27 protein-coding genes and 2 pseudogenes are annotated in these 23,415 nt (G+C 51.0%); 9 read left to right on the forward strand and 20 right to left on the reverse strand.

The window, feature by feature from the left end; translation table 11 throughout:
- Positions 1 to 748 precede the first annotated feature (748 nt).
- The 5 genes from IPG22_02605 to IPG22_02625 form a co-directional block, all read right to left on the reverse strand.
- Complete coding sequence (locus IPG22_02605; protein MBK6587199.1) at positions 749 to 913, reverse strand: hypothetical protein; 165 nt, start codon at positions 911 to 913, stop codon at positions 749 to 751.
- Between the two features lie 259 nt (positions 914 to 1,172).
- Positions 1,173 to 1,829 (reverse strand): hypothetical protein, encoded by a 657-nt coding sequence (locus IPG22_02610; protein MBK6587200.1) that lies wholly within the window; start codon positions 1,827 to 1,829, stop codon positions 1,173 to 1,175.
- Positions 1,830 to 1,845: 16 nt separating this feature from the next.
- Entirely contained in the window at positions 1,846 to 2,139 is a 294-nt protein-coding gene (locus tag IPG22_02615; protein MBK6587201.1) for a hypothetical protein, read from the reverse strand.
- A complete protein-coding gene (locus tag IPG22_02620; protein ID MBK6587202.1) occupies positions 2,133 to 2,408 on the reverse strand; it encodes a hypothetical protein in 276 nt (91 codons plus the stop codon). The genes IPG22_02615 and IPG22_02620 overlap by 7 nt, the downstream gene beginning before the upstream one ends.
- Entirely contained in the window at positions 2,405 to 3,427 is a 1,023-nt protein-coding gene (locus tag IPG22_02625) for an FHA domain-containing protein (protein ID MBK6587203.1), read from the reverse strand. The genes IPG22_02620 and IPG22_02625 overlap by 4 nt, the downstream gene beginning before the upstream one ends.
- 266 nt (positions 3,428 to 3,693) lie before the next feature.
- On the opposite strand from IPG22_02625, the gene IPG22_02630 reads away from it, so the two are divergent.
- The 5 genes from IPG22_02630 to IPG22_02650 are packed head-to-tail and all read left to right on the forward strand — an operon-like array spanning position 3,694 to position 9,249.
- Positions 3,694 to 4,332, forward strand: coding sequence for a hypothetical protein (locus IPG22_02630; protein MBK6587204.1), 639 nt, complete (start codon positions 3,694 to 3,696; stop codon positions 4,330 to 4,332).
- Positions 4,316 to 4,870 (forward strand): hypothetical protein, encoded by a 555-nt coding sequence (locus IPG22_02635; protein MBK6587205.1) that lies wholly within the window; start codon positions 4,316 to 4,318, stop codon positions 4,868 to 4,870. The genes IPG22_02630 and IPG22_02635 overlap by 17 nt, the downstream gene beginning before the upstream one ends.
- Positions 4,871 to 4,885: 15 nt before the next feature.
- Positions 4,886 to 5,629 (forward strand): prepilin-type N-terminal cleavage/methylation domain-containing protein, encoded by a 744-nt coding sequence (locus IPG22_02640; protein MBK6587206.1) that lies wholly within the window; start codon positions 4,886 to 4,888, stop codon positions 5,627 to 5,629.
- Positions 5,604 to 5,945, forward strand: a complete 342-nt coding sequence (locus IPG22_02645) for a hypothetical protein (GenBank protein MBK6587207.1) — start codon at positions 5,604 to 5,606, stop codon at positions 5,943 to 5,945. The genes IPG22_02640 and IPG22_02645 overlap by 26 nt, the downstream gene beginning before the upstream one ends.
- A gap of 22 nt (positions 5,946 to 5,967) precedes the next feature.
- Positions 5,968 to 9,249, forward strand: a complete 3,282-nt coding sequence (locus IPG22_02650; protein ID MBK6587208.1) for a hypothetical protein — start codon at positions 5,968 to 5,970, stop codon at positions 9,247 to 9,249.
- Positions 9,250 to 9,844: 595 nt separating this feature from the next.
- On the opposite strand, the gene IPG22_02655 is transcribed toward IPG22_02650, so the two are convergent.
- The 5 genes from IPG22_02655 to IPG22_02675 form a co-directional block, all read right to left on the reverse strand.
- Positions 9,845 to 10,477 carry a hypothetical protein gene (locus tag IPG22_02655; protein ID MBK6587209.1) on the reverse strand — a complete coding sequence of 211 codons (633 nt, stop codon included), beginning with the start codon at positions 10,475 to 10,477 and terminating at the stop codon, positions 9,845 to 9,847.
- 11 nt (positions 10,478 to 10,488) lie between these two features.
- Positions 10,489 to 11,484: a hypothetical protein gene (locus IPG22_02660; GenBank protein MBK6587210.1), complete on the reverse strand. Its 996-nt coding sequence runs from the start codon at positions 11,482 to 11,484 to the stop codon at positions 10,489 to 10,491.
- Between the two features lie 914 nt (positions 11,485 to 12,398).
- Entirely contained in the window at positions 12,399 to 13,088 is a 690-nt protein-coding gene (locus IPG22_02665) for a hypothetical protein (protein MBK6587211.1), read from the reverse strand.
- Between the two features lie 288 nt (positions 13,089 to 13,376).
- Positions 13,377 to 13,778 carry a hypothetical protein gene (locus IPG22_02670; GenBank protein MBK6587212.1) on the reverse strand — a complete coding sequence of 134 codons (402 nt, stop codon included), beginning with the start codon at positions 13,776 to 13,778 and terminating at the stop codon, positions 13,377 to 13,379.
- Positions 13,779 to 13,852: 74 nt separating this feature from the next.
- Positions 13,853 to 14,644 (reverse strand): hypothetical protein, encoded by a 792-nt coding sequence (locus tag IPG22_02675; GenBank protein ID MBK6587213.1) that lies wholly within the window; start codon positions 14,642 to 14,644, stop codon positions 13,853 to 13,855.
- Positions 14,645 to 14,818: 174 nt separating this feature from the next.
- Between IPG22_02675 and IPG22_02680 the strand changes: the two genes are divergently transcribed.
- The 3 genes from IPG22_02680 (at position 14,819) to IPG22_02690 (ending at position 17,336) form a co-directional block, all read left to right on the forward strand.
- Positions 14,819 to 16,288 (forward strand): protein kinase, encoded by a 1,470-nt coding sequence (locus IPG22_02680; protein ID MBK6587214.1) that lies wholly within the window; start codon positions 14,819 to 14,821, stop codon positions 16,286 to 16,288.
- 86 nt (positions 16,289 to 16,374) lie between these two features.
- Positions 16,375 to 17,175 carry a DUF3662 domain-containing protein gene (locus IPG22_02685; GenBank protein MBK6587215.1) on the forward strand — a complete coding sequence of 267 codons (801 nt, stop codon included), beginning with the start codon at positions 16,375 to 16,377 and terminating at the stop codon, positions 17,173 to 17,175.
- Entirely contained in the window at positions 17,073 to 17,336 is a 264-nt protein-coding gene (locus IPG22_02690) for an FHA domain-containing protein (protein MBK6587216.1), read from the forward strand. The genes IPG22_02685 and IPG22_02690 overlap by 103 nt, the downstream gene beginning before the upstream one ends.
- 32 nt (positions 17,337 to 17,368) lie before the next feature.
- On the opposite strand, the gene IPG22_02695 is transcribed toward IPG22_02690, so the two are convergent.
- Genes IPG22_02695 through IPG22_02715 form a run of 5 tightly spaced genes read right to left on the reverse strand, consistent with a single transcriptional unit; the run spans position 17,369 to position 19,350 of the window.
- The gene (locus tag IPG22_02695) at positions 17,369 to 17,602 is read right to left on the reverse strand and encodes a hypothetical protein (GenBank protein ID MBK6587217.1); all 234 of its coding nucleotides are present in this window, start codon (positions 17,600 to 17,602) and stop codon (positions 17,369 to 17,371) included.
- Between the two features lie 18 nt (positions 17,603 to 17,620).
- Positions 17,621 to 17,944, reverse strand: a complete 324-nt coding sequence (locus IPG22_02700) for a hypothetical protein (GenBank protein MBK6587218.1) — start codon at positions 17,942 to 17,944, stop codon at positions 17,621 to 17,623.
- Between the two features lie 51 nt (positions 17,945 to 17,995).
- Positions 17,996 to 18,508 (reverse strand): DUF402 domain-containing protein, encoded by a 513-nt coding sequence (locus IPG22_02705; GenBank protein ID MBK6587219.1) that lies wholly within the window; start codon positions 18,506 to 18,508, stop codon positions 17,996 to 17,998.
- Positions 18,505 to 18,960 carry a universal stress protein gene (locus IPG22_02710; protein MBK6587220.1) on the reverse strand — a complete coding sequence of 152 codons (456 nt, stop codon included), beginning with the start codon at positions 18,958 to 18,960 and terminating at the stop codon, positions 18,505 to 18,507. The genes IPG22_02705 and IPG22_02710 overlap by 4 nt, the downstream gene beginning before the upstream one ends.
- A gap of 60 nt (positions 18,961 to 19,020) precedes the next feature.
- The gene (locus tag IPG22_02715) at positions 19,021 to 19,350 is read right to left on the reverse strand and encodes a MarR family transcriptional regulator (GenBank protein MBK6587221.1); all 330 of its coding nucleotides are present in this window, start codon (positions 19,348 to 19,350) and stop codon (positions 19,021 to 19,023) included.
- 493 nt (positions 19,351 to 19,843) lie between these two features.
- On the opposite strand from IPG22_02715, the gene IPG22_02720 reads away from it, so the two are divergent.
- A complete protein-coding gene (locus tag IPG22_02720; GenBank protein ID MBK6587222.1) occupies positions 19,844 to 20,059 on the forward strand; it encodes a hypothetical protein in 216 nt (71 codons plus the stop codon).
- Positions 20,060 to 20,148: 89 nt separating this feature from the next.
- Here IPG22_02720 and fsa read toward each other — a convergent pair whose 3' ends face one another.
- The 5 genes and pseudogenes from fsa to IPG22_02745 all read right to left on the reverse strand — a co-directional run bounded on the left by fsa (position 20,149) and on the right by IPG22_02745 (position 23,228).
- On the reverse strand, positions 20,149 to 20,799 hold the full coding sequence (gene fsa, locus IPG22_02725) for a fructose-6-phosphate aldolase (protein MBK6587223.1): 651 nt from the start codon (positions 20,797 to 20,799) through the stop codon (positions 20,149 to 20,151).
- A gap of 66 nt (positions 20,800 to 20,865) precedes the next feature.
- Positions 20,866 to 21,493, reverse strand: a pseudogene (locus IPG22_02730) (fumarylacetoacetate hydrolase family protein).
- A gap of 61 nt (positions 21,494 to 21,554) precedes the next feature.
- Positions 21,555 to 22,337 (reverse strand): fibronectin type III domain-containing protein, encoded by a 783-nt coding sequence (locus IPG22_02735; GenBank protein ID MBK6587224.1) that lies wholly within the window; start codon positions 22,335 to 22,337, stop codon positions 21,555 to 21,557.
- The gene (locus tag IPG22_02740; GenBank protein ID MBK6587225.1) at positions 22,301 to 22,645 is read right to left on the reverse strand and encodes a hypothetical protein; all 345 of its coding nucleotides are present in this window, start codon (positions 22,643 to 22,645) and stop codon (positions 22,301 to 22,303) included. Before IPG22_02740 ends, IPG22_02735 begins: the two co-directional genes overlap by 37 nt.
- A gap of 56 nt (positions 22,646 to 22,701) precedes the next feature.
- Positions 22,702 to 23,228, reverse strand: a pseudogene (locus tag IPG22_02745) (AAA family ATPase).
- Positions 23,229 to 23,415 lie beyond the last annotated feature (187 nt).

Raw genomic sequence — 23,415 nt, forward strand, 5'->3', positions numbered from 1 at the left:
CGGCCGGAAAGATAGACTCCGGCGGCTACGTTTCGGAAAAACTGGCGTTGGTTTTTCTGCTTCGAGATCAACCGGCGATGGCGGCGTTGGCGGCAATCCCATTATCTGCTTTTTCTCGGCTGAATAATTTCTCCTGAATGTAATGCATCTGGAGAACCTTGATCTTTGCTGTCGAGCCTCGGCTTTGTCTTTCCGCGAGGTGTATTCGGGATCGCTGAAAATTCGATACTGGACTGTCAGTCCGATCGAAAAAGCGGCACAGCCCGGATGTGTACAGGGTCCAATTACCTTCAAACTTAATAAATCGCTTTTTTAAGAAAATAGGCAGAACTGCGAGAAATAAAGAAAGAAAGATATATTGCGTTGAGCTGTGATCGTAGACGTCGTAGCCGCGGATCAATGCCCATAATAAATAGAGTAATGGCCAATAGCGGTCACCAGGGCGATCAGAGCAAGAATGAAAAATGTGATGATGTTCTGTTTTTCATTTATAGAGGCAAACTATTTTTCTTTTTCGCTGGCTGTGCCGCAGGAGGCTTTGGCTTATATTGATCGCCCAGCAGGCCAAGTTCTCGAGCCTAAAATTACATTGCGGCGATCGGAGCTGCTGTTCTGGCCCCCAAACCACCACCTTCGACAACAACCGAGATAGCGGCGTCAGTCTTTCCAGTGGTGCGATCGTTATGAACCAGCTGTCAGTCCGTTCACGTATCATCTGCGGTACAAAATAATCTTCCCACTTGGCCGTTTACATTCTTTCTTCGACGTTTTCGGTCTTGAGGTTTCCCGCAGCGTCATAATCAGGAGCAAGTTTTTCCGCTGTACCAGTTTTACCGCCGGTTCGTATCCCGGTGCCGGCTAGCTTTGCTGAAATAGCAGTCCCTGTTCCGCCCGGCTCCTCGGTAACCGTCAAGCATAATGTCGCGGATCGCAGCCGCCTGCTGGGGCGAAATGACCTGGCCAAATACTTGCGGCGGTTGGTCCGCTTCGATCCGCGGTTTCATTAGTTTTCCTTCCATATTTGCGGGGATCAAGCTATCAACGCCATCTGGAAATGGTGTCATTTGGCCCGCGTAACCCTGCCCCATTCCTTCCGATTCAAAGATCGTACAAGGAAATCTCTTTTCCCCGTCACAATGGTCGATTGCTGTGGACTAGAGCTCCAAATATATTTAAAGGTTGCTCGTATTCCAGATGTTTGGGAAAAAGCGAGATAAAGAGCCTCGTCGGGTGAATCGACCCGGGAGCGATGCCAACCAGCAAAGCCGTTTCCGCAAACGTTCGCGGCCAAGTTCGATAGCCAGTTGGGCGGGAAAAATGATTACTTGATACCAGCAAGCAAATACTGATGTCCTTTCTTGACACCCGCCGTCGCAAGCTCCACCAACCGAACCGTCAGGGCCAAGTTTTTGAGTTGCATCGACGATCGGCCGCGAACCCTTGTTGGGCTTAAAGCCCTCAGCGTAACTAGGGAAGACAGCATTCTGCTTGTTCGCCCGAAAAGCCGAAATCGTCGTGAATGTCTTAAATGTCGAGCCGGGAGCATAAAACTCCCTAGTTGCCCTGTTTAACAGCGGTTTATCCCGCTTGTTTCCCTCTAATTTAAGATAATTTTCAAGGGTCTGGGCTTCGTCGATATTGAATGACGGATTCGAGTACATTGCAAGCAGGTCACCGGTTTGCGGATTTAGGACGACGATCGCTCCTTTTTTGCCCTCAAGCTGAGTGGCCAGATATGATTGCAGATCGCGGTCGATCGTGACCCTGACGTCTTTTTGTTCTTCCTCCGGTTTCTTGATCTTAGTTAAAACTTCCCATGATTCCGGCATTGGATCCGCCTGTCGCTTACAAAGAGTTCGCTCGAGGCCTGGCGTGCCGCGTTCCGTTCCCAAGAAGGTGAGCCATCTCTTTCTCGAGAGCGAACCCGCGGATAATGTCGCCGTCCTTATCGACTTTGTAGTATGCGAGAGTACTGGAGAGTTTCCCGGTCCGATCGAGCATCCAACCGCGGAGGCTCGCGGCCGTGGCACGCCTATTTCGCAGATCTTTATAGCTTAACGCCTGGAACTGTTCATTCGATTCGTCCGCAAAGTACGTCCAATAGACCTGAAATCCAAATACAAAAAGAGCTGCTACCACGAAGAATACCTGCCAGATCCGCAGGCTTCGATTTGTAAGCGTTTGGGTGAGGCGGCGTTTACTTCCTTCGGAAGTTCAAGCTCTGCAACTGGTATGTGACGACGAAAGTTATCAAAGAAAGTAATGACAAGAAACCCGATCAATATCCCGACCGCAATGATGTAGACGATCGAAAGTCCGGCAGGCGTGCGTTCAAGCACCTGGCCGCCAAACAGATTTTCGGGCTTCCATTGGTTCCAGTCGATCAGGGAAAGAAGAAACACTGTCATTTGGTGTCCTCTCGAGGGCCGGATCTATGAACGTTTTCATCGGATCGATCTCTACCGTTTTTCTCGGGCGGATCTTGAGCCGCTATTTTTGCTTCCGCCGACACTTTACCAGTGAATTTAAGCCCGTCGATCTCGATCGTGTTCTCCTGCGAAAATCGCTGAGAAAGTTCACTTGTGTTTCCGGATTCGGAAGGGATCTTTTCAAATACCACGTCCACCATCCCAAACTTAACGCGATCCTCCGCCTTCAATCTCAACGCCTTTCCGTACGGGATACGCTCGCCATTCACGAAAGTTCCGTTTGTCGAGCCGGTGTCAGCGACCGAGAGATTGTCATCGCTATCTATTACAAGCGATGCATGGATCTTAGATACACTGACATCATCTATCGTCAGGTCGTTTGAGACGGTACGTCCGACCGAGAGACGGCCGTTGGACGGAAATGTAATGCGACGGTCACGCGGAGTTCCGTTCAACTCAAAATGAGCGACGAAGACGGCTCCTTCCCGTTCTTTCTCGATCAACTCGGCGTGTGGCTTGGCATCCCCAAGTTTTATCGACGGGATCGTGACGTTCAGTTCCGCCTCGTGATCTTCATCGGAAAACTTGTCGAAGCTGACAAAGAGCTTGACGCCTTCCGTAAAGTAGTCAGGTTTGACCTCAACAGATAATGGAGCAAATGTGTAGTAAAGCTTGTCGTTGATGTGGTCGGCCGCTGCGGTGAGAAGCTCGTTTTCCAGTTTTAGCAACGTGTCATCAGCATCCGTTGCGAATTTATCCCAGTGGACCTTTAACGTGATGTTGTGAGGAACAATAGATCCTTTCCCCAGAACGCCCTTCACTTCCGAGTCGAGGAGTTTTTTCATCCGCTCGACGAGTTCGCTGGTTGCGAGACTGCTTGACGGTGTCCAACGCCGCCCCGTGAACTTGTCGACTGTGTCCCCGATTCTTGTCAAGGCACCCTGTAAAAGCCAATCGGCTGAGAGTCCTTTCTTGGAAACGGGTGTCTTGTCAGTCATTTAACAGCAAATTGATCTTAGATCTCTTCCAGAAAATCTGCCGCAATTCTACCCGAAATCCGAACCAAAGAAAAGCAACTCAATCCTATTGCATTTTGAACGTAAAACATTGTAAAATCTTTTTGGAATGTGTTGTGCATTCCAACTTTTCCTTATTAGCGCCCTCATACTTTACCGTATTGGCGTAACCAGTTAGTAAGAGCGAAAGCACAAGACTTATGAGAAATCGACTTCATAAGGCGGGTCGGGACAATTCCGGATTCTCCATGACGGAACTATTGGTGGTTCTCGGCATCATTGCGATAATGAGCGTTATCTCCTTACCGTATATCGTCAATTACAAGAAAGCATATAAGTCTGAGGATCAAGCCCTTAAGGTGATAGATATGATGCGCGAAGCGGGCCAGCTCGCGCTCAACCGGCGGCGCACGATAAGGTTTGAGATCGATTTTACGGATAACGCAGCTTTAATCATCGACGAGAACGGCGGAGCTGCAGATACCCAGATCAAAAAGCTCCCCCTGGAAATGACCAAGGATGTTCGAATGGACATCATTCCGGCGACGATCTCGAAGCCGAATCCTCCAAATTACAATGATCTTGCCGCTTCGACGGATACCCTGGGCCATCTGGCAGGGACTGTGACCGTTACCGGACATTCGGTCTGGGCGGCTCGCTTTCGTAGTGACGGTTCGGTAGTAAATGCCGCCAATGTACCGATAAACGCAAATATCTACTCTTGGCCGCCGATCTCCCGGGAAGCACAACGCCGCGAAGCAAAGCTGAAGTACGCGCGATTACGATCTTTGGCGGCAGCGGAGCGATCAGGTACTGGAAACACGACGGGACGAATTTCGTCGCAAATCAATAATGAGCAGGATTGGCACTATGAATATCAAATCTGAAAACGGATTCTCTTACATCGATGTAATGATCGCTCTGGTCATTCTGATGTTCGGGATCCTTGCCATGTTAGCGGCGATCTCCTGGTCAGTGGTACAAGCGAGCGGACACGAACAGCAATTGCTTGCGAAACAGATCGCAACCTCCACGCTTGAGTCGATAATGGCGGTTAAGGAAACCGATCCAACGAGGCTGGGTTGGTCGGCCGTCGGAAACATAGGCAGCAACCCAGATCCGGCCACCGGCGTTGCACAGGGAATATTTGCCGTCGGATTTCAGCCGGTTCGACTCGATGCAGGACCGGATCAGGTTATCGGTACTGCCGATGATACGGGTGCAACTGTCAGCCAACTTCGGCGAAGGATAGTCATTACGGATGTTTGTGACCCGGACAGGCCGTCGCCGGTTATTTGCTCTCCGGCTGGGAATTCACCGGTCCGGATCCGAACTGTTCAAGTCACGGTAACTTACAACGTCGGAGGCTTGCAGCGGCAGGAAGTCGTTCAGACCGTTCTAACCGATTACGCGGTGGTCAACTAGCTATAAAAGAGTCCTATGAAAGTTCAAGTGGAAACAAGATCTGTACCTGCAAAAGCTACTCCCGAGAGCGGCTTTTCGCTGCTTGAGTTGCTGGTTTCGATGGTGATCTTCCTTGTCGTTTCAGCAGCCGTTTGGGGGCTTCTAAGGACGGCGCAACAGAGCCGGTCCGCCGTTACCGAAGAAGTTCAGCTGGCGAAAAACGTTCGTATCGCTCTCAGCCAGATCTCGAGAGACGCCTTTAACGCCGGATTTGGCTACCCTTCGGCGAGCACCGTTGTGCTGCCCGATAACAGGATCTCGACCGCCCTTGGGGTGCCGAACGATTTTGACACCAGCCGCGACACGGTTCCGCCGGTGATCGCAGGGAATAACATCACCCTGAGTACGTTCGCGACGACCGCAAATACGAGGACGGACCAGGTTACCTTTCTTTATAAGGACAACACATTCAACGTAATAAGCGGCGTCTCGCAGCCTCTGAATATTAATGCGGCGACCACAACTACCGGAGGTATCGACGAGATCGTGCCGATATCGGGTAGCAATGCAGCGTGCCGCGTGAACGATGTCTACATCGTCATTGGAAACACCGGATCGACTCTCGGGCTTTCAACCGCGTTGAGCGGTACTAACAAGATACAGTTCTCAAATGGTGATCTGCTTGGGTTTAACCAAACCGGAACCACAGGACCGCTCAGGGCGATCAGTACGCCGGCGAGCATACAGTGTACGAATGGTCACTTATTTCGTGACAGCTGACGGAATTCTGAACCGCCGCGAATACGCAAATATTACTCCGGCGGTCGCGTTTGTTGATGAGCCGCTGGTCTACAATGTCGAAAACTTTCAGATCCAGTACATCATGGACAACGGTTCCATAACGGATAACCCGAGTGCCGGGCCCGACGGCACGGCAGGAACCGCTGACGATACGCAATCAAATCTAGCTGCCGTCCGGCAGATCAGATTCACTGTCAATGTTCGGTCAGTTGAGAAGAATTCGAACGGGCAGCCATACACAGAATCGATGACTACTACTGTAAGCACAAGAAATTTGGGATACGACGCAAGCTAAAGTCAGGATGGAGTATAAGAAGATGAAGGGAACAAGTGTTGAAAACGTTCATGCTGAAGGCAATGTTGTTGATCGCGGTGAAAAAGGCTCGGCAATCATAATTGCCCTGTTCATACTCGCGCTGATCGGCGTTTTCGTCGCGTTAGCGATGTCCAGATCTTCTGCGGAAGCAGCGGCTACCGGCAATGAGACCTCCGAGGGGCGAACATTCTACGCCGCGCAGGGAAGTCTCGAAACGATGACCCGGAACTTCAACAAGGTTTTTGAAGTCAAACTTAACCCTACGACCGCTGACCTGAACAACGTGCGCAATGGGGCTGTGTCTGGGCTCACTAATTTTACATTTTTCCAGGAACTCGACCAGATCGATTCGAGTAATGTAAAAACGCTGACCGGCGGGCCGTATACGGGCCTGATCGCGATCCAGGATAACTGGCGGCTCCGAACTACTGCAACGAGCAATAACGGAACAACCGCGAACCCCATCGGTACGCAGGTGCAGCTGACGCGAAACGTGCTTAATAATCGAATCCCGATCTTCCAGTTCGGTATTTTCTATAACGATGACCTTGAGCTTTTCCGTCCTCCGCGATTCAGTTTTGGAGGCCGCGTGCATTCGAACGGAAATTTCTTTATTTCGCCGGGTTCCGAAGGCGTTTATTTCGATTCACGGGTTACGGCCGCAGACCAGATCGTGACGCAGGCTTGGAGAAACTGGGATACCGGCGACTCAGCTAACAGCCAGACCTGGATCAAGAATGCATCGGGTACTTTCGTTCAATTGCTGCCGACGATGGGAAGTGTCCTGAATACAACCGAAGGTGCGGCAAATAACATATTTCAGTATCCACCGGCAGTGCCGGTTCCGGCTCAGACTCCTAATACCGATCTGCCGCCCAGCCGCTTGAATACGAGTTTCTTAACACAGTCGTCTGTCTTTGACGGCAATCTTTTGGCAAACACCCCGACCCTCAAGCTTCCGCTGAACGTCGGTGCTAACACAGATCTCGTTGAAATGCTCCGGCGCGGAAAAGAGATAGCAAGCTCCAGCGGCGGAGACCTTGCAAACATCGGCGGCACGCTTGGCCCCGTCACAGCTGCATCTACGGACAACAGCATTCTGCGAAGCGAGAGATTTACTAACAAAACCGGAATCCGCATAACACTTGCCGATAGTCAGGCAAAACTGCCGGGCTGTGCATCTGGTACCGGCATAACGCCGATCGCGACAACGACTGCCTCAAAATGCGGTATTCGCCTCGATGGCCGCCCTGACGGGATGCCGACGGAGCCGACAGTCGCTCCGACGCCGACAGCTACTCCGGATCGTGTTCGCGGCTATCAGCCAAAACCGATGAAGAAGCTCGTAGCCGACACAAATTTCACCACTGATCCGTACGTGAGCACTCGCGTTAATGGCGAACGCTTTTATACGGGGGGCTGTTCACAGCCCACCGCGGCATGCCGCGAGGTCTGGATCAAGGTCGAGACCGTAACGACGAATCCGGGCGACGGGGCTGTCATTACCCGCGACATTACAGAGGATTTCCTAAGCCTTGGCGTGACGGAACCCGCGACCCAAATTTTGAATGGCTCCACGGTTGAATTCAAGATAACGGATAACCGATACGCCCAGGGAACGATGACCTCGATGTATGATGGCACCGTCGCTCCGACCTCTTTGACGCCGACGACACCACAAACGCCCGCGTCAAACGGCATCGACAGCCGGTCCGTTATCAAACTTCAGCGGTTCCTGATTCCCGGCAAACCGATCCCGACGCCGAGTACGACCCCTGATAAATATACGACGAACGTGAATATTGGAACCGGCGTGAATTCCAATTACGATCCGGGATTCACCGTCGTTCAGCGATTTAGCGGGGCGACACAGGCGAATATTCAAAACGGGTGTAAGGACACCGCCGCATTACCTGCACTAACGAACCCGGCAACTCTCCCGAGTTGCGGGACGACAACGAACTCAGAGGGTGGTTTAGAGCGTACACAATCTACGCCGTTAACTGCGGATACGACATATACCGAAAATGTTGGTTACCATTTAAAGCTAGCCAAGATTGACGGAAGCGCAGCAGATCGAGCTATCGTTCCGTTCCCGATCGAGATGTTCGATGCCCGCGAAGGCTACTACTACGACGAGCGGAGCACGACCTATTACTCAAATCTCGCCCGCCTGCCGATGAATGGCGTCATGAGCATGATCGATATCGATGTTGCCAACATGAGACGCTTTATACGCGGCGATTTCAACGGCCTTTTCCCGGTTGACACCAAGTTTGCTGTTTCGAAAGGTGGCGTTGGCTTGGTAAGCTCAGATATTCCTAACGAGAACGGCATCGTGCTTTATATCTCCGACCGTCGGGGCGATGCTGACTTCGACGGCGAATACGACATGGAAGATATCTATGGCGGTTCGCCCGGCAACAATGGCTCGATGGAATTGGGTGAAGACACAAACCGCGACGGATCGCTACAGGCGAAATACATGGACTTCAGCGGAACCTATCCCTGGACGGATATCACCGGATGCGCGGGAGCGGGAACGGACTGTGAAGCTCCCAGGTATTCGCACGCCGCACCGCCGGATTTCGCTTCCGTTGTCGATCATAAATACTATCGCCGCGGTGTTCGATTGACGAACGGCACGACTTTGCCTGGGATCTATGATTCAGCGGTTCCGGCAAATACTAGAGGTTTCACCGTTGCCACCGAAAACAACATGTACGTTGACGGCAACTACAATGCAACAAGTGCCGCCTCGCCGCCGACGTCCGGTAACACACCTTTCAACCAGTATTATCCGTTCGATACGGCGCTACACATTCCTGCTTCGATCGTTGCGGATGGCGTCACTATTCTCTCGAACGCATGGAATGACGGACAAAGCTTTATGAGCCCGGTCACGAGTCCGTACGATCAATCTAACCGCATCGCCCAGTCAACTACGATCCGATTTGCGATGATCGCCGGTGATACGATCGCCAGCCGTTCGGGTTCACCGAATCAAGGCGGCATATCGCCTAGATTGAACGGCGGTGTACACAACTTCAAGCGTTTCCTCGAAAACTGGTCCGGCCAGCGTCTCGATTATTCGGGATCGCTGATCAATCTGTTCAATTCAAGAAACGCCAACGGTTCATTCAAATGCTGTAACGAAGTTTACAACCCGCCGGTTCGTAACTGGGTGTTCGACAGCACGTTCCTCGACCCGGCGCGTCTGCCGCCTGGAACGCCGTTCTTCCAGTACGTCCAAACAACTGGATTCCTCCGGACCAACGACTAACTCTCAAGGTCGATCTCAGACAAAAAAAAGGCAGCTCGAAAGGGCTGTCTTTTTTTGTTTTGACGAGCGGAAATTTTCGTGAAAAAACTGTTCGAAGCCAAATTTTCGCGAAAATCCTTCGATCTGAGCAAAATGCCCGTGTTTACTGGGTTTGGTCGAACTACTTTGTCGGATTGGTCACACGTAAACCCGAGATTGTTCAAACTACTTTGCCACTTTGTTCGAACTAAATTTCGGCAAAATTTCCGGCCTGAAAGGCCGACGCGAGAGGAGCACCAACGTGAATTCGCGCGCCGGAGTGCGAGGAGAGTATTTTGGCACGTTCACCGCGTTGGGATCCATTCCGACGAACGCCCGGAACGGGGAATTCGTTAACGCCTTTCGGAGAATTTCGTAAGTTGTAAGAATTTGTCAGGAGAAAAGAAAACCGATGCACTGCCCTCTAGGAACCTCTCGATCCCAAGCTAATTAGAAAGGGCAAAGAGACCATCGCCTCAACCGCACATGTCACCCGTTTCCCTCGAAACGCCAACAACCCAACGGCTCTTCTCTAATAAGCGTGCGAATTATAAATCGGTTTTTATTCGAAATGCAACTAGAATTTGCAGGTCCCACACTCTGGCGGTGCCTTCGGGTTAACGGAAAACCTCACAGAATCTATTATGTCGAGCGCAATTTGTCTTGATTCCGCATTCTTGTAGGTGACAAAAATAGAGATCGGATCGCCGGCGCGCGGCGATTCATTAAATCTAGCATTCACAGCATAAAGCTTTTCAGGCTCGGTATGCTCCGAAGTATCTGCAAATCTAAGCGTAGTGATCTTACATTCCTCTCCGTCGATCACTTTCTGAAACTCGAGATAATCCAGATCCCCATATCTCCTTTTCAACGGATCATTATAGATTCCTTGCTCAATTGCAATTGTCATTTCCCCATCTATGAATCTCCATAAACTAGAATCAATAGGCACCACTTTGACTTTCTTCATGGAATCGCGAATTTCCATCGTAAAATCACCGAGAGTGACCTTTTTAGTCTTTTCATCATTCAGCCTCGGTTCATCACCTTTGGGAGAAGGCGGACTTTCCAGGATTTCTTTACGAACACCATTATTAGTTTCAGGTGGAACACTCCTCGGCGTTGCACACCCGAAAAATGAAACTGTCAGTATGCACAATCCTATCAGGTAATACATATTGTCTATCTTCCAGTAGGCTAGTTTTGGCATTGTGGCTAGGACTAACCCTCCACGAGTAGGCAAATTTCGATATCAACCTCGATTGGTGCCTCATTATGGCTTTCAACAACTATTACGTAGCTTCCAGGGGCTGAGGGCCAGAACTCATTGGAAACGTAAGTTTTCGACTCGATGAGAATTGGCTCATAGACGAGTTCCTCGTCGTTACGCCAATGTGAATAGTCTTCCCGTTCTAGAATTAGAACATCAAACTTATCATCGCTATCGAACTCATAGCTGATTCCATAGTTATTCGCTAACGAGAATTTGTGTTTCCAGTGTTCGCCAGGATCGAGGTCGATGGTAACGTCGATCTCAATTTTATCTTGACTGCTATTCTCATCCGTCCTTGTATGTGATTGAGATTCAGCTAAAGTTTTTGCAAGCTTAAATCCCGATCCAGTCAACTCAAATAAATTTTCGCCCTCACGCTTTATCAACCCTCGCCTCAAAAGGGACTCCAACGCATCGATATATAGAGCCGCAAAAGCCCGATCTTCGCTATCCTCAAATTTATTGTTACCGATCGATATGTACGCTGGAATTTCATTGAAATTAAAATAATGAATTTCGCCGTTTTCGCTCGCTGCTATCAAAATATCGGTTTCTTCGATTGAAAGGCTTGAGTAGCTTTGATTTAGGCTCACGGCGGCGATACCAATTGTTCTCTCGGTCAAATCCTCAGCATTCTTCTTCCATTTGCGAAGCAGGGATGTCGTGTATTTATTTACATCGCTATCAATAAGCTTCGCGCAATTCTGACATAGCCATATCGCATTCGTTATATGAGTTCGGTCTTCCGCTGAAACTGTCTGATCGGATCGAGGCCCCCCTGGAGAAGCTGCGATAATATGAGCAGCAACACCGATATTTACGGATTTTGTTGGATCACTTTGCGGACCTGTCGTTATTGCTCGGCAATTTGGATTTGAGCAAGTAAAAGCAACTCTTTTCGCAGCAAGTAGCTTTACGGCTTCGATAAAAGAATCTCTGGGCATATTTTCGTCAAGTAACAGCTAAGGGGGCAAAGTCTAAGCTATAGCAAACAAACTGCCGAAGAACAATCGAAGGCAGATCGTCAGCACCACTATCGCGAATCCGAGCCAAGCTTGCCAGGTTTTAATTGCAGCGAGTGAGAAAAACAACGCGGCGACACTGCAAAATGATCGCCATCAGGTAAATATTTCCTGCCGTATTTCCATTAAAAGATAAATTTCCATTTAAGGTACAAGATGAGGCACGCAGAAAAAGACGCCAGTCCCACACTGATCCACCCGGCCCGAACCATCGATTTTCTATTATCATCCGTCACTGGAATCTATTTTCTAGTTAATTTAAGAGTGATTACAAGTGTGAGCTTGCTCGGGTGTTTGAGATGAGGGAAAGATACCACGAAAACGGGCGGGTGGACAATTGGGGTTGGTGGTTGATCGTCGGGCTATATTTTAATGTGCCCGCGTAGCGGGTTCAAGCATAAAGTCACGCGGCGTAAGCCCGTGGAAGTCGGGATATTAAAACACAAGCCCGCGTAGCGGGTGACAGCGGTTACGTCCACAAATACCGTCGGTCAAATTCGACCTCGTGAAGTTCTAACAACTCGATAAATTCATCCTCGAATGCTGCCGCCCGCTACGCGGGCTTTGATTTGTTTTGTTACCGTTCCACGGGCGCACACCCGTGGCTTTATGCTGGTCACCCGCTACGCGGGCTGAAAACAGGCCTGCCAACGGGTGTTTGAGATGAGGAAGATAGCACGAAAACGGGCGGGTGGGACAATTGGGGTTGATGGTTGATCGTGGATCGTTGATCGTCGGAAATGCGATTTCGTTCTTCATCGCATCGCGATGGTTGATTGTAGCCGTGGGTGACGGCTTTAGCACTGGCCGCGTTTTGCCAGGCCAGAAACCCACGGTCAGGTTTCCGAAATGTCCGCGTCGCTTCGCGACGGTTGAATGATCTCACGCGACAATTTCATGCGGTCGCTAACGCGACGCCCCTTGATATCGCTACGCGATGGAAAGCGGGTTGGTGATCGGAATAAATCGGCTCCTTGTAAAGATAACCATTTTTTACGATGGAAATATCGCACTTCCGACGCCTTTTCGACGAAAGCGTCATTGATGCCTGCGTGGTTGGACTTCGGCGGTTTTGGGCCGCCATAAGAGCGGTAATGTTCGAGGATGTAACGTTTACTGGCGACGCTGATCGAACGGGAGAAACCGACGGTCCCATCACCATCCACAGTTTGCAAAAAACTGGAGTCTTTGGAGCGACAAATCCTGGCAACAGAATTTGTCGAGCCTTTCCAAAACACGAGGATCGTCGAAACACGCGATCGTGAACACAAAACCGCCCAGTCATTTTGTCCAACTCGTTCAAATTGTCCGCGAATGACGTTGTGCGGTTTTGAATCGCCAAAAGATTGCGGGATCGTGCAATTTTGCGATCTAAGATATGCGGCAATATTCTTAGGCAATTGTGGAAAGGCCGCAGGAGAAAGCCGAACGGTCGCCTTATCCGCTATTTGCCATTTGTCCTGAGCAGCGGCTGGCAATGAGAATGCGAGAAAAACAGAAACAAAGAACAGTGTGAGAAGTTTCATAAGGTCTCCCGGAGATCTTTACGATCGCGGCATATGAGCTGCCGCCCGCTACGCGGGCTTTGATTTGTCTTGTTACCGTTCCACTGGCTTACACCCGTGGCTTTATGCTGGTCACCCGCTACGCGGGCTGAAAACAGGCCTGCCAACGGGTGTTTGAGATGAGGAAGATAGCACGAAAACGGGCGGGTGGGACAATTCATTTTTGATCTTGGGGCTTTGATCTTTGAGCGTTGAATTAGTTTTGCTTTTGGGATACGGAGACAAGCGGCTGGACGATCCTGGGATCTGTTACGGAGTTTCGGTGCCGACAAAGAATGAATAGAGGATCATCAAGCCGCCGCAATATGAAAGTAAACCAAAGAGCGACATGTATTTGGTCGCCAATGGCAATGACCGCTCGGCAAATCGTTTATGAAGCTGCCATGGAACGAAAAGCAGAACTGCGCTCGTCAATATCAACAACCAGCCGAACGCGGCGAACACGGCGGAAAACTTCATCTGTGGCGAATAGAGGATGAACGCTATGCCGATGACAATTCGTATCGAAATTTCAACGCAGTGTGTAAATGCAGAACTGGCAAATGCGTTGAGAAACTGCTTCACTCTCTCCGGCCGAGCAAATGCGGCGGTAGCCAAGCCGATCAACCAGATCCCGGCAAGTATGACCATTGCGGCAGCGATCAATTGCATAACATCATCATAAACTTTCGTTGTTCAATTGTCCGGCGAGGCAAGCCATTGCCGCCGTGCGGGTATGCGAGATCTTAATGAACTTCCTTCGCCGGGCGGCTGGGGAAGACGAGGATCAGGAGGACGATCAGGCCGAGCAGAACGGCGGAGGCGGTGTAGCGGCTGAGTTCGAGGCCGCCGTTTTCGGTTGGTTTGTCAAGGAAATCTCCGACGACGGCTCCGAGCGGGCGGGTGATGATGAACGCGGCCCAAAAGAGGAATGTGCGTGAGATGCCCTTCCAAAAATACGCGATCGCGATTATCACCAGCATTGATCCGAAAACGATCGCCGCTCCGCTGTAGCCGAGATCGAGCCCCGCATCGTCGGCCGTCCAATCGCCGAGAGCCGTTCCCAACGTCTGCGAGAACATGATCGTCACCCAGTAAAACATCTCGACCTTTGGCTCGCTCACCGTATTGACCGATACCGAACCAAGCGTTCGGTACCAAACGAACAGCGACGCCAGCAGCAGAACCAGCAAGAGTGCCGAACCGCCCGCATAACCGATGCCGATCGAACGCGTGACATAATCGGCGAGCGTCGTGCCGACCGTCGTTGTCGCGATGATCGTCAGCCAATATAGAAATGGATGAAACCGCTTCACGCCGATCTGTACGGCGACGGCGGCGAGAAATATGGCTCCGAAGACCGCAGTGCCGATCAGATATCCGTAACCCGTGGCTTCGCCGGTCGTCTCACCCAGAAACGACATCGTCATCGCATCGCCGCCCGTTTCGCCGAGCGTCGTGGCGAGGATCTTGATGATCCAAAAGACGAAGGTAACTTCGGGGACTTTGCTCAATATTTCAGTTTGTTCTTCGGTCATTCGGTTATTTCGATCCTCCACTACATTGCACGAAGAACCACGATAAAGCCAGATGAAACGAGCTGAATTGGCTGAAATTCGCAATGATCGATTTGTTCACCGAACATTGTCTTTGTGATATCGTATTCACTGTCTAAGGAACACGTCTGCCCCGCCCCGGCTGTCCTTTTTACGATGAAAGAGCTTTCGCTAAACAGTTGCAGACTCGATAAGAGATACGACGTCCGGGAGCAGCTCGGGCGTGGGAGTTATGCTGAGATCTTTCTGGCGCGGGACACGCTGGCTTCGCCGCAGTCTCCGCATTCGACGGTCGTGATCAAGGCTCTCAACGTCTTTCTGCAGGACGATCTCGACGCCGATCTGGAACGTACGCTCGTTGAGAACTTTCAGAACGAAGCGATCGCCCTCGACCGCGTTCGCCACCCGAATATCATCAGCCGTATCGGCCACGGAACTGCCCGAGATCTGCGCGGGACCGTTTTTCATTACCTTGTTCTCGAATACCTCGCCGGCGGCGACATGCAAAAGCTCTTGCGTAAGCAGAAGCTCGGGCTCGATCAGGCTTTGAAATACATCGAGCAGGTTTGTGCGGGCCTCGGCCATGCACATCGCAATTCGATCATCCATCGCGACATCAAGCCGCAGAATCTGCTGCTGACCTCCGACCTTTCGACGGTGAAAATTGCCGATTTTGGCGTTGCCCGAGTGAATGTTTCCGACGCACCGATAACGCGAGTCGGCACGAACATCTACGCTCCGCCCGAACACAGCCCGCTGATGGCAGGGAAGACTGACGGACTTGATAAAAAACTCACGCCAGCGGCCGATATTTATTCGCTCGGAAAAACGATCTACACGATGCTGACCGGCGAGGCTCCGCGCTCGTTTGCGAATGCGAGCATTGATTCGGTTCCAGCTTCTGTTGCGAATGAAGAATGGGCTGATGAACTCGTTCGTGTGCTAAAACGAGCAACAGCGACCGATCCGGCCCAGCGACAGCAGTCCGTCGAAGACCTCTGGATCGACCTCGCCGGAATTCGCCAGATCGCGGCGGACGGCGAATACAGCACGATGATGCGTTCGCAGATAGACACGCCGCAGCCGCACGTTTTTCGCGGCTACACGCCGATCGCACCGGAACGGCCGAGCTTTGAGGCGATCGCGGATATCCCTTCGTCGATGAGCCGCGAGCCGCTATACACCCGCCCGTCTTATCCGCCGCCGGCAGTGAAAGCGACAATGGCGATGGAGCCCGATGTCGCCGTCACGGTTGCCGAAGCGAGGCCCGCGAAAAAGAAACGCCGGTTGGCGCGGCGGTTGACCGCTTTCCTCGTGGTTGTTGGAGCGTTCACCGGTATCTTGTATGGGACGGCGAGTTACATCCGAAGCCACAATATTTTTCCCGGCCTTTCGAGCTCGTTCAATTCTAAGACCGGCGTAGCCAGCACGGACATTTATCTGCGCCCATCGCCAAACACCGACAATGATCCGATCGGACTCGTGACCAAAAATTCGAAGGTCAAGATTGTAAATTCGCAGAATAATTGGTATCAAGTTGATGTCGTCCAACAAGGCCGAGACCTGCCGACGCAGCAAAATATCAAGCGCGGATGGCTGAATGGTAAGTATGTGGATGTGGATTAGGTAATGGTTGATGGTTGATGGTTGATGGTTGATGGTACCTTGTTGACAACGGTCAACGATCTGCCATCCACGATCAACAAAGATTTATGAGCATTTTAGATAAAGTCAGGCGTTGGATCGATGGTGAGACGGCGGAGCTTGTTTTGGAACAGGCCGCTCGAGACGCGCAGGTCAAGCCGCGTTCTAAGGCCGAGGCATTCATCGTCAAGATCGCCCGCGAGGTCGAATCCGTAATGCAGAACGAGATGGTCCCGCTGCCGCAGGGTACGACCATCATCCCGAGCGAATACGCCATTTTTCTCAGCAGCGACGATGACAAAGAATGGCAGGGAGCCAAACGAAAAGGCCTGGTACAAGGGCTTTACCATATTCTCGCCGAACGGGCGAAAGAGATAGCGGGCAAGAAGAAACTGGAAACTCGTTCGTTCGTCATCGAGCTGCGCATCGACGGTACGCTCGAAAAAGGTGAGATCCGTGTGCAGCATAGCTGGGAAGATTCGAGCGGCAACAAGACGGGAGTTCTGGTCAGGCCGAAGGGAATTCCGGCGTTAGAACCAACTCAAAACGCTCCGATATCGCAGACCATCCTGAATTTCGCTCCGGCAACGGGATTTCAGCCCCCGCCGTATCAGGCTCCGCCGCCGGCGACGTTTCAGAATGCACCCATTCAGCAGGCCGTTCCGCTGCAGACCGACGAGCCCGGAGGATATGACCGCCGTGAAATCGCGTGCGGTCGAGCTTTACAAGCTGGAGATCTGGCGAGGCGGCGTCAGGCAAAAACGTTGTGCCTATCTATCAGAAAGAGATCGCGATCGGCCGCGGTTCGAAATCAAAGCCGGTTGATATTCCGCTCGTCGGTGATGTCGAGATCAGCCGCCGGCACCTGATGCTGGTAACCGACGGAGCAGGGAATTTTTGGGCTGTAAACGAAGGGAAAAATCCGGCAGCGATAAATAACTACGAGCTACCGGCGGGCCAACGCGTAACGGTGAATGTCGGCGTTCCGTTAAATATTTGCAGTTACATGCTCCGCATCCAGCCGCACTAATCGTTCTTACTGGCGGAACATTTCGCGGTCGATCATCGGCAGATATTGCCGTCTGAGGTTATTCGCGAGAATCGTAGCCGTTCGAAGCTTTCATTATTTTCCGTCAGGCCATCCTGGATCTGTGACATCAGTTGGCTTAGGCTTTGCCGTTCGGCGGAGAGTTTTTGCCGGCGGTTATCACGCAGCTCTTCGGTTTCCGTAGTTCCAACTAATGCAACACTGCGGTCGATCGTTCGCGGCCTGAGGTCGACATCGACCTGGGCCAACTTTCCCCCGTGTTTCGTTCAGCTTTCTGTAAGTTCGATCTGCGTTTTTTGATGGGTTGCGATCAGCTGCTCCGCGCGGACTAGCAATTCCATTCCAAGCACCAATTCGAGCTGCTTTTCCGTGAAGCTTAGCCCGCCAAGTTTTTCAAATTTATCGACAAAGTTTTGCAACCGTTCATTCAGCGTTTGAACCGACGTGGACATTCTTCGCAGATCAGTCGCGATGGATGCTATTGGATCGCCGATAGGAGCCGCGGGCTGACCTGAACCTGTAACTTGGCCAGAAACGGCGATCGAACTCGAAAACAGGAAAGCAAAAACGAATAAAGCCGACTTTCTCATTGAGATTCTCCTGGAATTTGGGGTTTTTGAGATAACTGAAGATAACACAACTTAGAGCCGTTTTTGTTGCACTATTTCGGGTGGTGTCGGGAGCTGTTGAGAGCGGATCAGATCGAGTACCTCAGCGAGTGCCGAAGCAGCGTTATTTCTTACGGCTTCGGGATAGGAATATTGAACGGCGTGCTGCTCATATTCGGCTTCGTCGAGAATTTGAAAACCGCCGTCCGGCCAGACGACAACGTCGATATCGAGATCGACATAATCGAGAACGGAGCCGGCAAAAGCGGGCGGCATGTTGATATTGCAGTAATAATTGCGAAACGAGCCGTCGGGTTCGTGGAAGCAAAAGATGTTATACCAGCGATCGAGCCAGTAATATTCGTAGGAAATAGTTCCGCGGCTGATCTCGCCAAGGTCGGGATGCGACACGTCAATATCGAATACCCCGACGAAAACAAGGGAATCCGCGTCAGCCTCGATCAGCTCACAGTTCCAACTTCGCCGGATCGTGCCGTCGAATTTGCGTGAATTTATGGTGACCTGCTGAGCGGCTTTCAGGCTCATTCGGCAGGCAGTCTAACAACCAGGACCGAACAAGGCGCGTGATGAACCACCGAACTAGAAACTGACCCAAGCAGGATGCGCTCCCATCGCCTGTAGCCGTGCGAGCCAATGATTATAAGGTCAGCACCGATCTGCTCAGCGGTCTCAACGATACGGCTTCCCGGCGATCCGAACAGAACCTCGCCGGAAATATCGACCTTTTTGCCATCAAAAGCCGCCGCGAGTTTCGTTTTAGTGGTCTCGACAACCGCGGCTGCGTTGTCCTTTGCATATTTTTCGAGTTCGCTCGTATCAGGTAAATAACCGCCGTAGATATCGGTGACCAGCGGTACTGCCATATCAACAACGCTGATCACTGTGACCGAATCGCCTTCGCCGAGGTTAAATTTAGCGGCCATCTCGCCAGCCGCGTCGCCGTATTTTGTGCCGTCTGTGGCTATGATTACTTTCATGGAATGCCTCCTGAGCTATTAGCTCTATGTAAAAGCTATCACCTATATCTTACACCCATGTTAATCTTCCTCTTCGACTTTTTGGCCGGTGTACGTTCCGCGAAGCTTTTTTAATACCTCAAATAGTACGAAGCGATCGCTCACCGAAAGGCCCGCGACGCATTCAGCTTCGACTTCTATCCAACTTTTTTCTACATCTTCGCGGATCGTCTTACCGCGGGCGGTAAGGTGTACGGTCATCGCCCGGCCGTCCTTAGAATGTTTTTTGGTACGAACCAGATTTATTTTTTCCAAGCCGCGGATCATGTTGCTAAGCGTTGGAGCTTTTACGTTCAACTGCTCTGCGAGTTCGATCTGTTTCATGCCGTCCTGGCGCCACAATTCGATCATTACAAAAAACCTGGCCGCTGTGAAGGTCGGCACTCAGCCATATGCTGCTCGATGCTGTTACGGAATGCGGTCGCGACCTTGGCTAAATGGTAGCTGACGGTTTCCTCGAAAATGATCGCCTCTGGCATGATAAGCACCTCTATTTACAATAGTTTAAGCGGGAATTAGCGGCCTAACGAAAAGCCGTTAGCAGTCTAACAAAAGAATGTTAGCGTGCTATGTAAAAATAATTAGCAGGCTAATGATAAATGATTAGCGTGCTAATAAGTAAAAGTTAGCACGGAATGGTATATAATGAAAGCAGGCTAAGTATATTTTATGGAAAACAAAGAAAAGCTCAAAAATGCACGCAATTTGCTGCTTAAGCTGCATAAATCGATGCTCGATCGCGAACGGGAATTGTATGAAGGAATCCACGGGCCGCTTAAGCCGACACAATTCTTAAGCCTGCTGCTCGAGGACGAGGACTTCTCATGGCTGCGGGAAATTCTCAATGCTTATAGTCGAGATCGACGAGCTGTTCGCCCAGAAGGACGGGATTGAGGTGGGGATGATCGAGGCTAACCTCGTGAAGGTAACCGAACTGGTCGAAATGAAGGAACACGATGAGTATTTTAAGGCGAAATATCAGATCGCGATCCAGCGAGATCCTGATTCCGCGGGACTTCATTCCGAGCTGAGAACTCTTCTCATCGACTCATGCGTCTGATAATGATTTACGCTGAAATCAAAAGACCGGCGGGAAGTTCCTCCGGTCTTTTCTGTTAACTTCTAACTTTCAGTTATTAACTTTACGGCCTAGCTTCGTCCGCTCTTCTTCCAGTCAGACAGGAAGCCCTCGAGGCCCTTATCTGTCAGCGGATGCTTGACGAGCTGCGTGATGACCTTGAATGGTATCGTTGCAACGTCGGCTCCGGCTAAAGCGCAATCCACGATATGCATCGGATGCCGGATCGACGCGGCCAAGACCTCAGTATCGAACTGATAATTTGCATAGATCTGGACAATTTCTTCGATCAACTGCATCCCGTTCTGACCGATATCATCGAGCCGTCCTATAAACGGTGAGATGTAAGATGCTCCGGCTTTAGCTGCAAGCAGGGCCTGGGCAGCAGAGAAGCAGAGGGTCACGTTTACCTTGGTGCCTTCTGCCCGGAAGGTGCGGCACGCTTTCAAGCCATCAAGTGTAAGAGGCACCTTGATGACGACATTCGAAGCGATCTTGGCCAGTTCGCGGCCTTCCGCGAGCATTCCGGCGGTGTCGAGAGCAGTTACTTCGGCGGAAACATCACCTTTTACGAGGGCACAGATCTTGGCAATGTGTTCCTTAAAGTCAACGTCGCCCTCTTTCGCGACCAGGCCTGGATTCGTCGTAACGCCGTCGATCAAACCAAGCTCATTCGCCTCTTTGATCTCGTCTAAATTTGCTGTGTCTATAAAGAATTTCATTGGTTTCGTGTTGATGGTGGATCGCTGTTCGTTGGTTTCGCTGATTCGCGTTTTTGCTTAACGAAACTATCTAACTGTGTTTGTTAAAGTGCCTATACCCTCGATCTCGACCTCGCAAACGTCACCGGGGTTCATTTTTGAGACTCCCGACGGAGTTCCGGTCGCGATCACGTCGCCAGGGTTAAGCGTCATCATGTTTGAGATATATCGTACCAGAAAGTCGACGGGGAAGACCATTTGCGAGGTCCGCCTGTCCTGTTTTAAGACTCCGTTAACCCGCACCAGAACTCGCAGGTCCGAAACATCAAGCTCCGGTTCGATATGCGGGCCGATCGGGCAGAACGTGTCGAATGATTTAGCACGTGCGAACTGACCATCCTTTCGCTGCAGATCGCGGGCGGTAACGTCGTTCAGACAGGTGAAGCCCAGTATGTAATCTTCTACATTAGCATCATCACTTAAGTCTTTACAGTGCTTTGAGATAACCACTGCAAGTTCACCTTCATGTTCAACTTGATCTGACTGGCGGAATGATAATTTCATCGCCGTCAAATACCACCGCTGAAGGAGCTTTCAGGAATAGCATTGGCTCTTTCGGGACCTCATTCCCCAATTCCGCAGCGTGTTCTGCGTAGTTGCGCCCCACGCAGACGATCTTGGACGGGGCGAATGTTTTCTCAATTGCGATCTTCATATTTGTTCGAGCGAGATTTAGTTTTATGGAACCGTTTCCGAGACAACTTCCGACATTTCGCTTACGTTGCCGAATTATCCGTTGCCGTCAGATAGTAATAATAGATCTTCCCGCTTTCGACCTTCGTGTCTTGGAAGGTGTTTGTTTTCAGTAATTCAGTCGTTAAAAGCTGCCATTTTACTTTATCCAGATCTTTATCGGTCGAGCGATAGATGCGGTACCCGACCACATCTTTCTCGGGGTTTACGGCAAAAAAGATCGAAATAGTTGTCGGTGACGCAGCAAGCGTGATCGCTGATGGCGGTGTTGGAGCGAAGGTGTCGATCGCTTTGAATTTCAGAATGTTCGATTCGCCGCTTTCGACCGGTTCGGCCTGCGTTCCGACCGAGACGGCACGAACGAAATAGTAATATTCCTTTCCAAACTCAAAAAACTCGTCGTTGAAGGCAGTTTCCGTGACCGGAGTTTTATTGAGAGGTTTGCCCATCTCTTTGTCCGAATTGGACCTGAACACAAAATATCCGAGCAGGCTTACAGGTACCGAACCATCGACGTTTGCCGAGGGAGCCTGCCATTTTAGCTGGATCGCGTCCTGGGTTGGTATAGCCGATAGAGCAGTCGGTGCTGCTGCGACCTTTGCAGTAGGCTCGATGAGAAGAGAATTCGAAAATCCCGCCTTTTGGCCGGAAGCATTAACAAATCTGATCGCGTATCGTAGCCGTGCAGGCTGGCCGGCGAACTGAAGCGTGTCGCGATAAGTGAGTGTTTTCAAGCCAAAATCCGTATCCTTGATCTCTAACGCGGCGATCAGCGTGCTTCGATTTGCAAACTCTTCCTCCGACAATTGAAGCGGAGCATTCTGACGGCCTCGGCGAGGCGGTAGATGTCAGCACGGCTGATATTGAGAGTATTTCCCTTCACGGCGTTGCGAACAGGCATCTGCCAGGACAGAATGACCTGACTGCCACGCTGATAACCTGAGATCTCAACACGCTGCAGAACGCGTTCCTTCGGCGGCTCCGGTGCTCCGCGTTTACCGCAGGCGACTGAAAGCGAGATCGCGAGACACAGAACTAAGAAGAATTTAGCCGCAGAGGGCACAGAGAAAGGCTTTTTATTGTTAGAGGCAAATACTGCGGGTTCGTTCATCATTCCCAGGGTTTTCCGGCCGTTAATCTCTGTGATCTCTGTGGCTAAATTTCTTCGATCTACAAAATATATTGCCGCAGATCGCGGTCTTCGATCAGGCTGTTCAAGCGGTCATCTACATACTCGGCATCGATGATCTGATCTTTTTCTTCAAGCTCGCTGCCGAGGAAGCTGATCTCTTCGAGTAACTTCTCAACCAGCGTATGCAGTCTGCGTGCTCCAATGTTTTCGGTGGTTTTATTGATCTCCTCAGCCATTTCGGCGAGCCGGTCAATGGAATCTTCAGTAAAAGTTAAAGTAATTCCTTCAGTTTCGAGCAGTGCCTGATATTGCTTGATGAGCGAGTTCTTCGGCTGCACGAGAATCCGCTTAAGATCGTCGATCGTTAGCGATTCAAGTTCGACACGGATCGGGAAACGGCCCTGAAGTTCAGGGATCAGATCAGATGGTTTTGAAACGTGAAACGCCCCTGCGGCGATGAACAAAATATGGTCGGTGCGCCGACCATGCCGTGTTTGTGTTGACGTTCGTACCTTCGAACGATAGGCAGATCGCGTTGGACGCCTTCACGCGAGACGCAACGGATTGCCGCCCGACTTCACGACGGCGACCCGTTTCGAGTTCATCGAGGAAGATGATCCTCGCCGACTGTGTTCGTTCGATCGCCTTTCGGGTGATCTGCCCTTACGTCGACAAGGCCTTCCCTGCTCGTCGCGGATCATATAAGCACGAGCTTTGGCGATGGTGAGCTTTCGCGTAACGGTTTTGGAAGG

Source organism: Acidobacteriota bacterium (assembly GCA_016703965.1).
Classification (GTDB): Bacteria; Acidobacteriota; Blastocatellia; order Pyrinomonadales; family Pyrinomonadaceae; genus OLB17.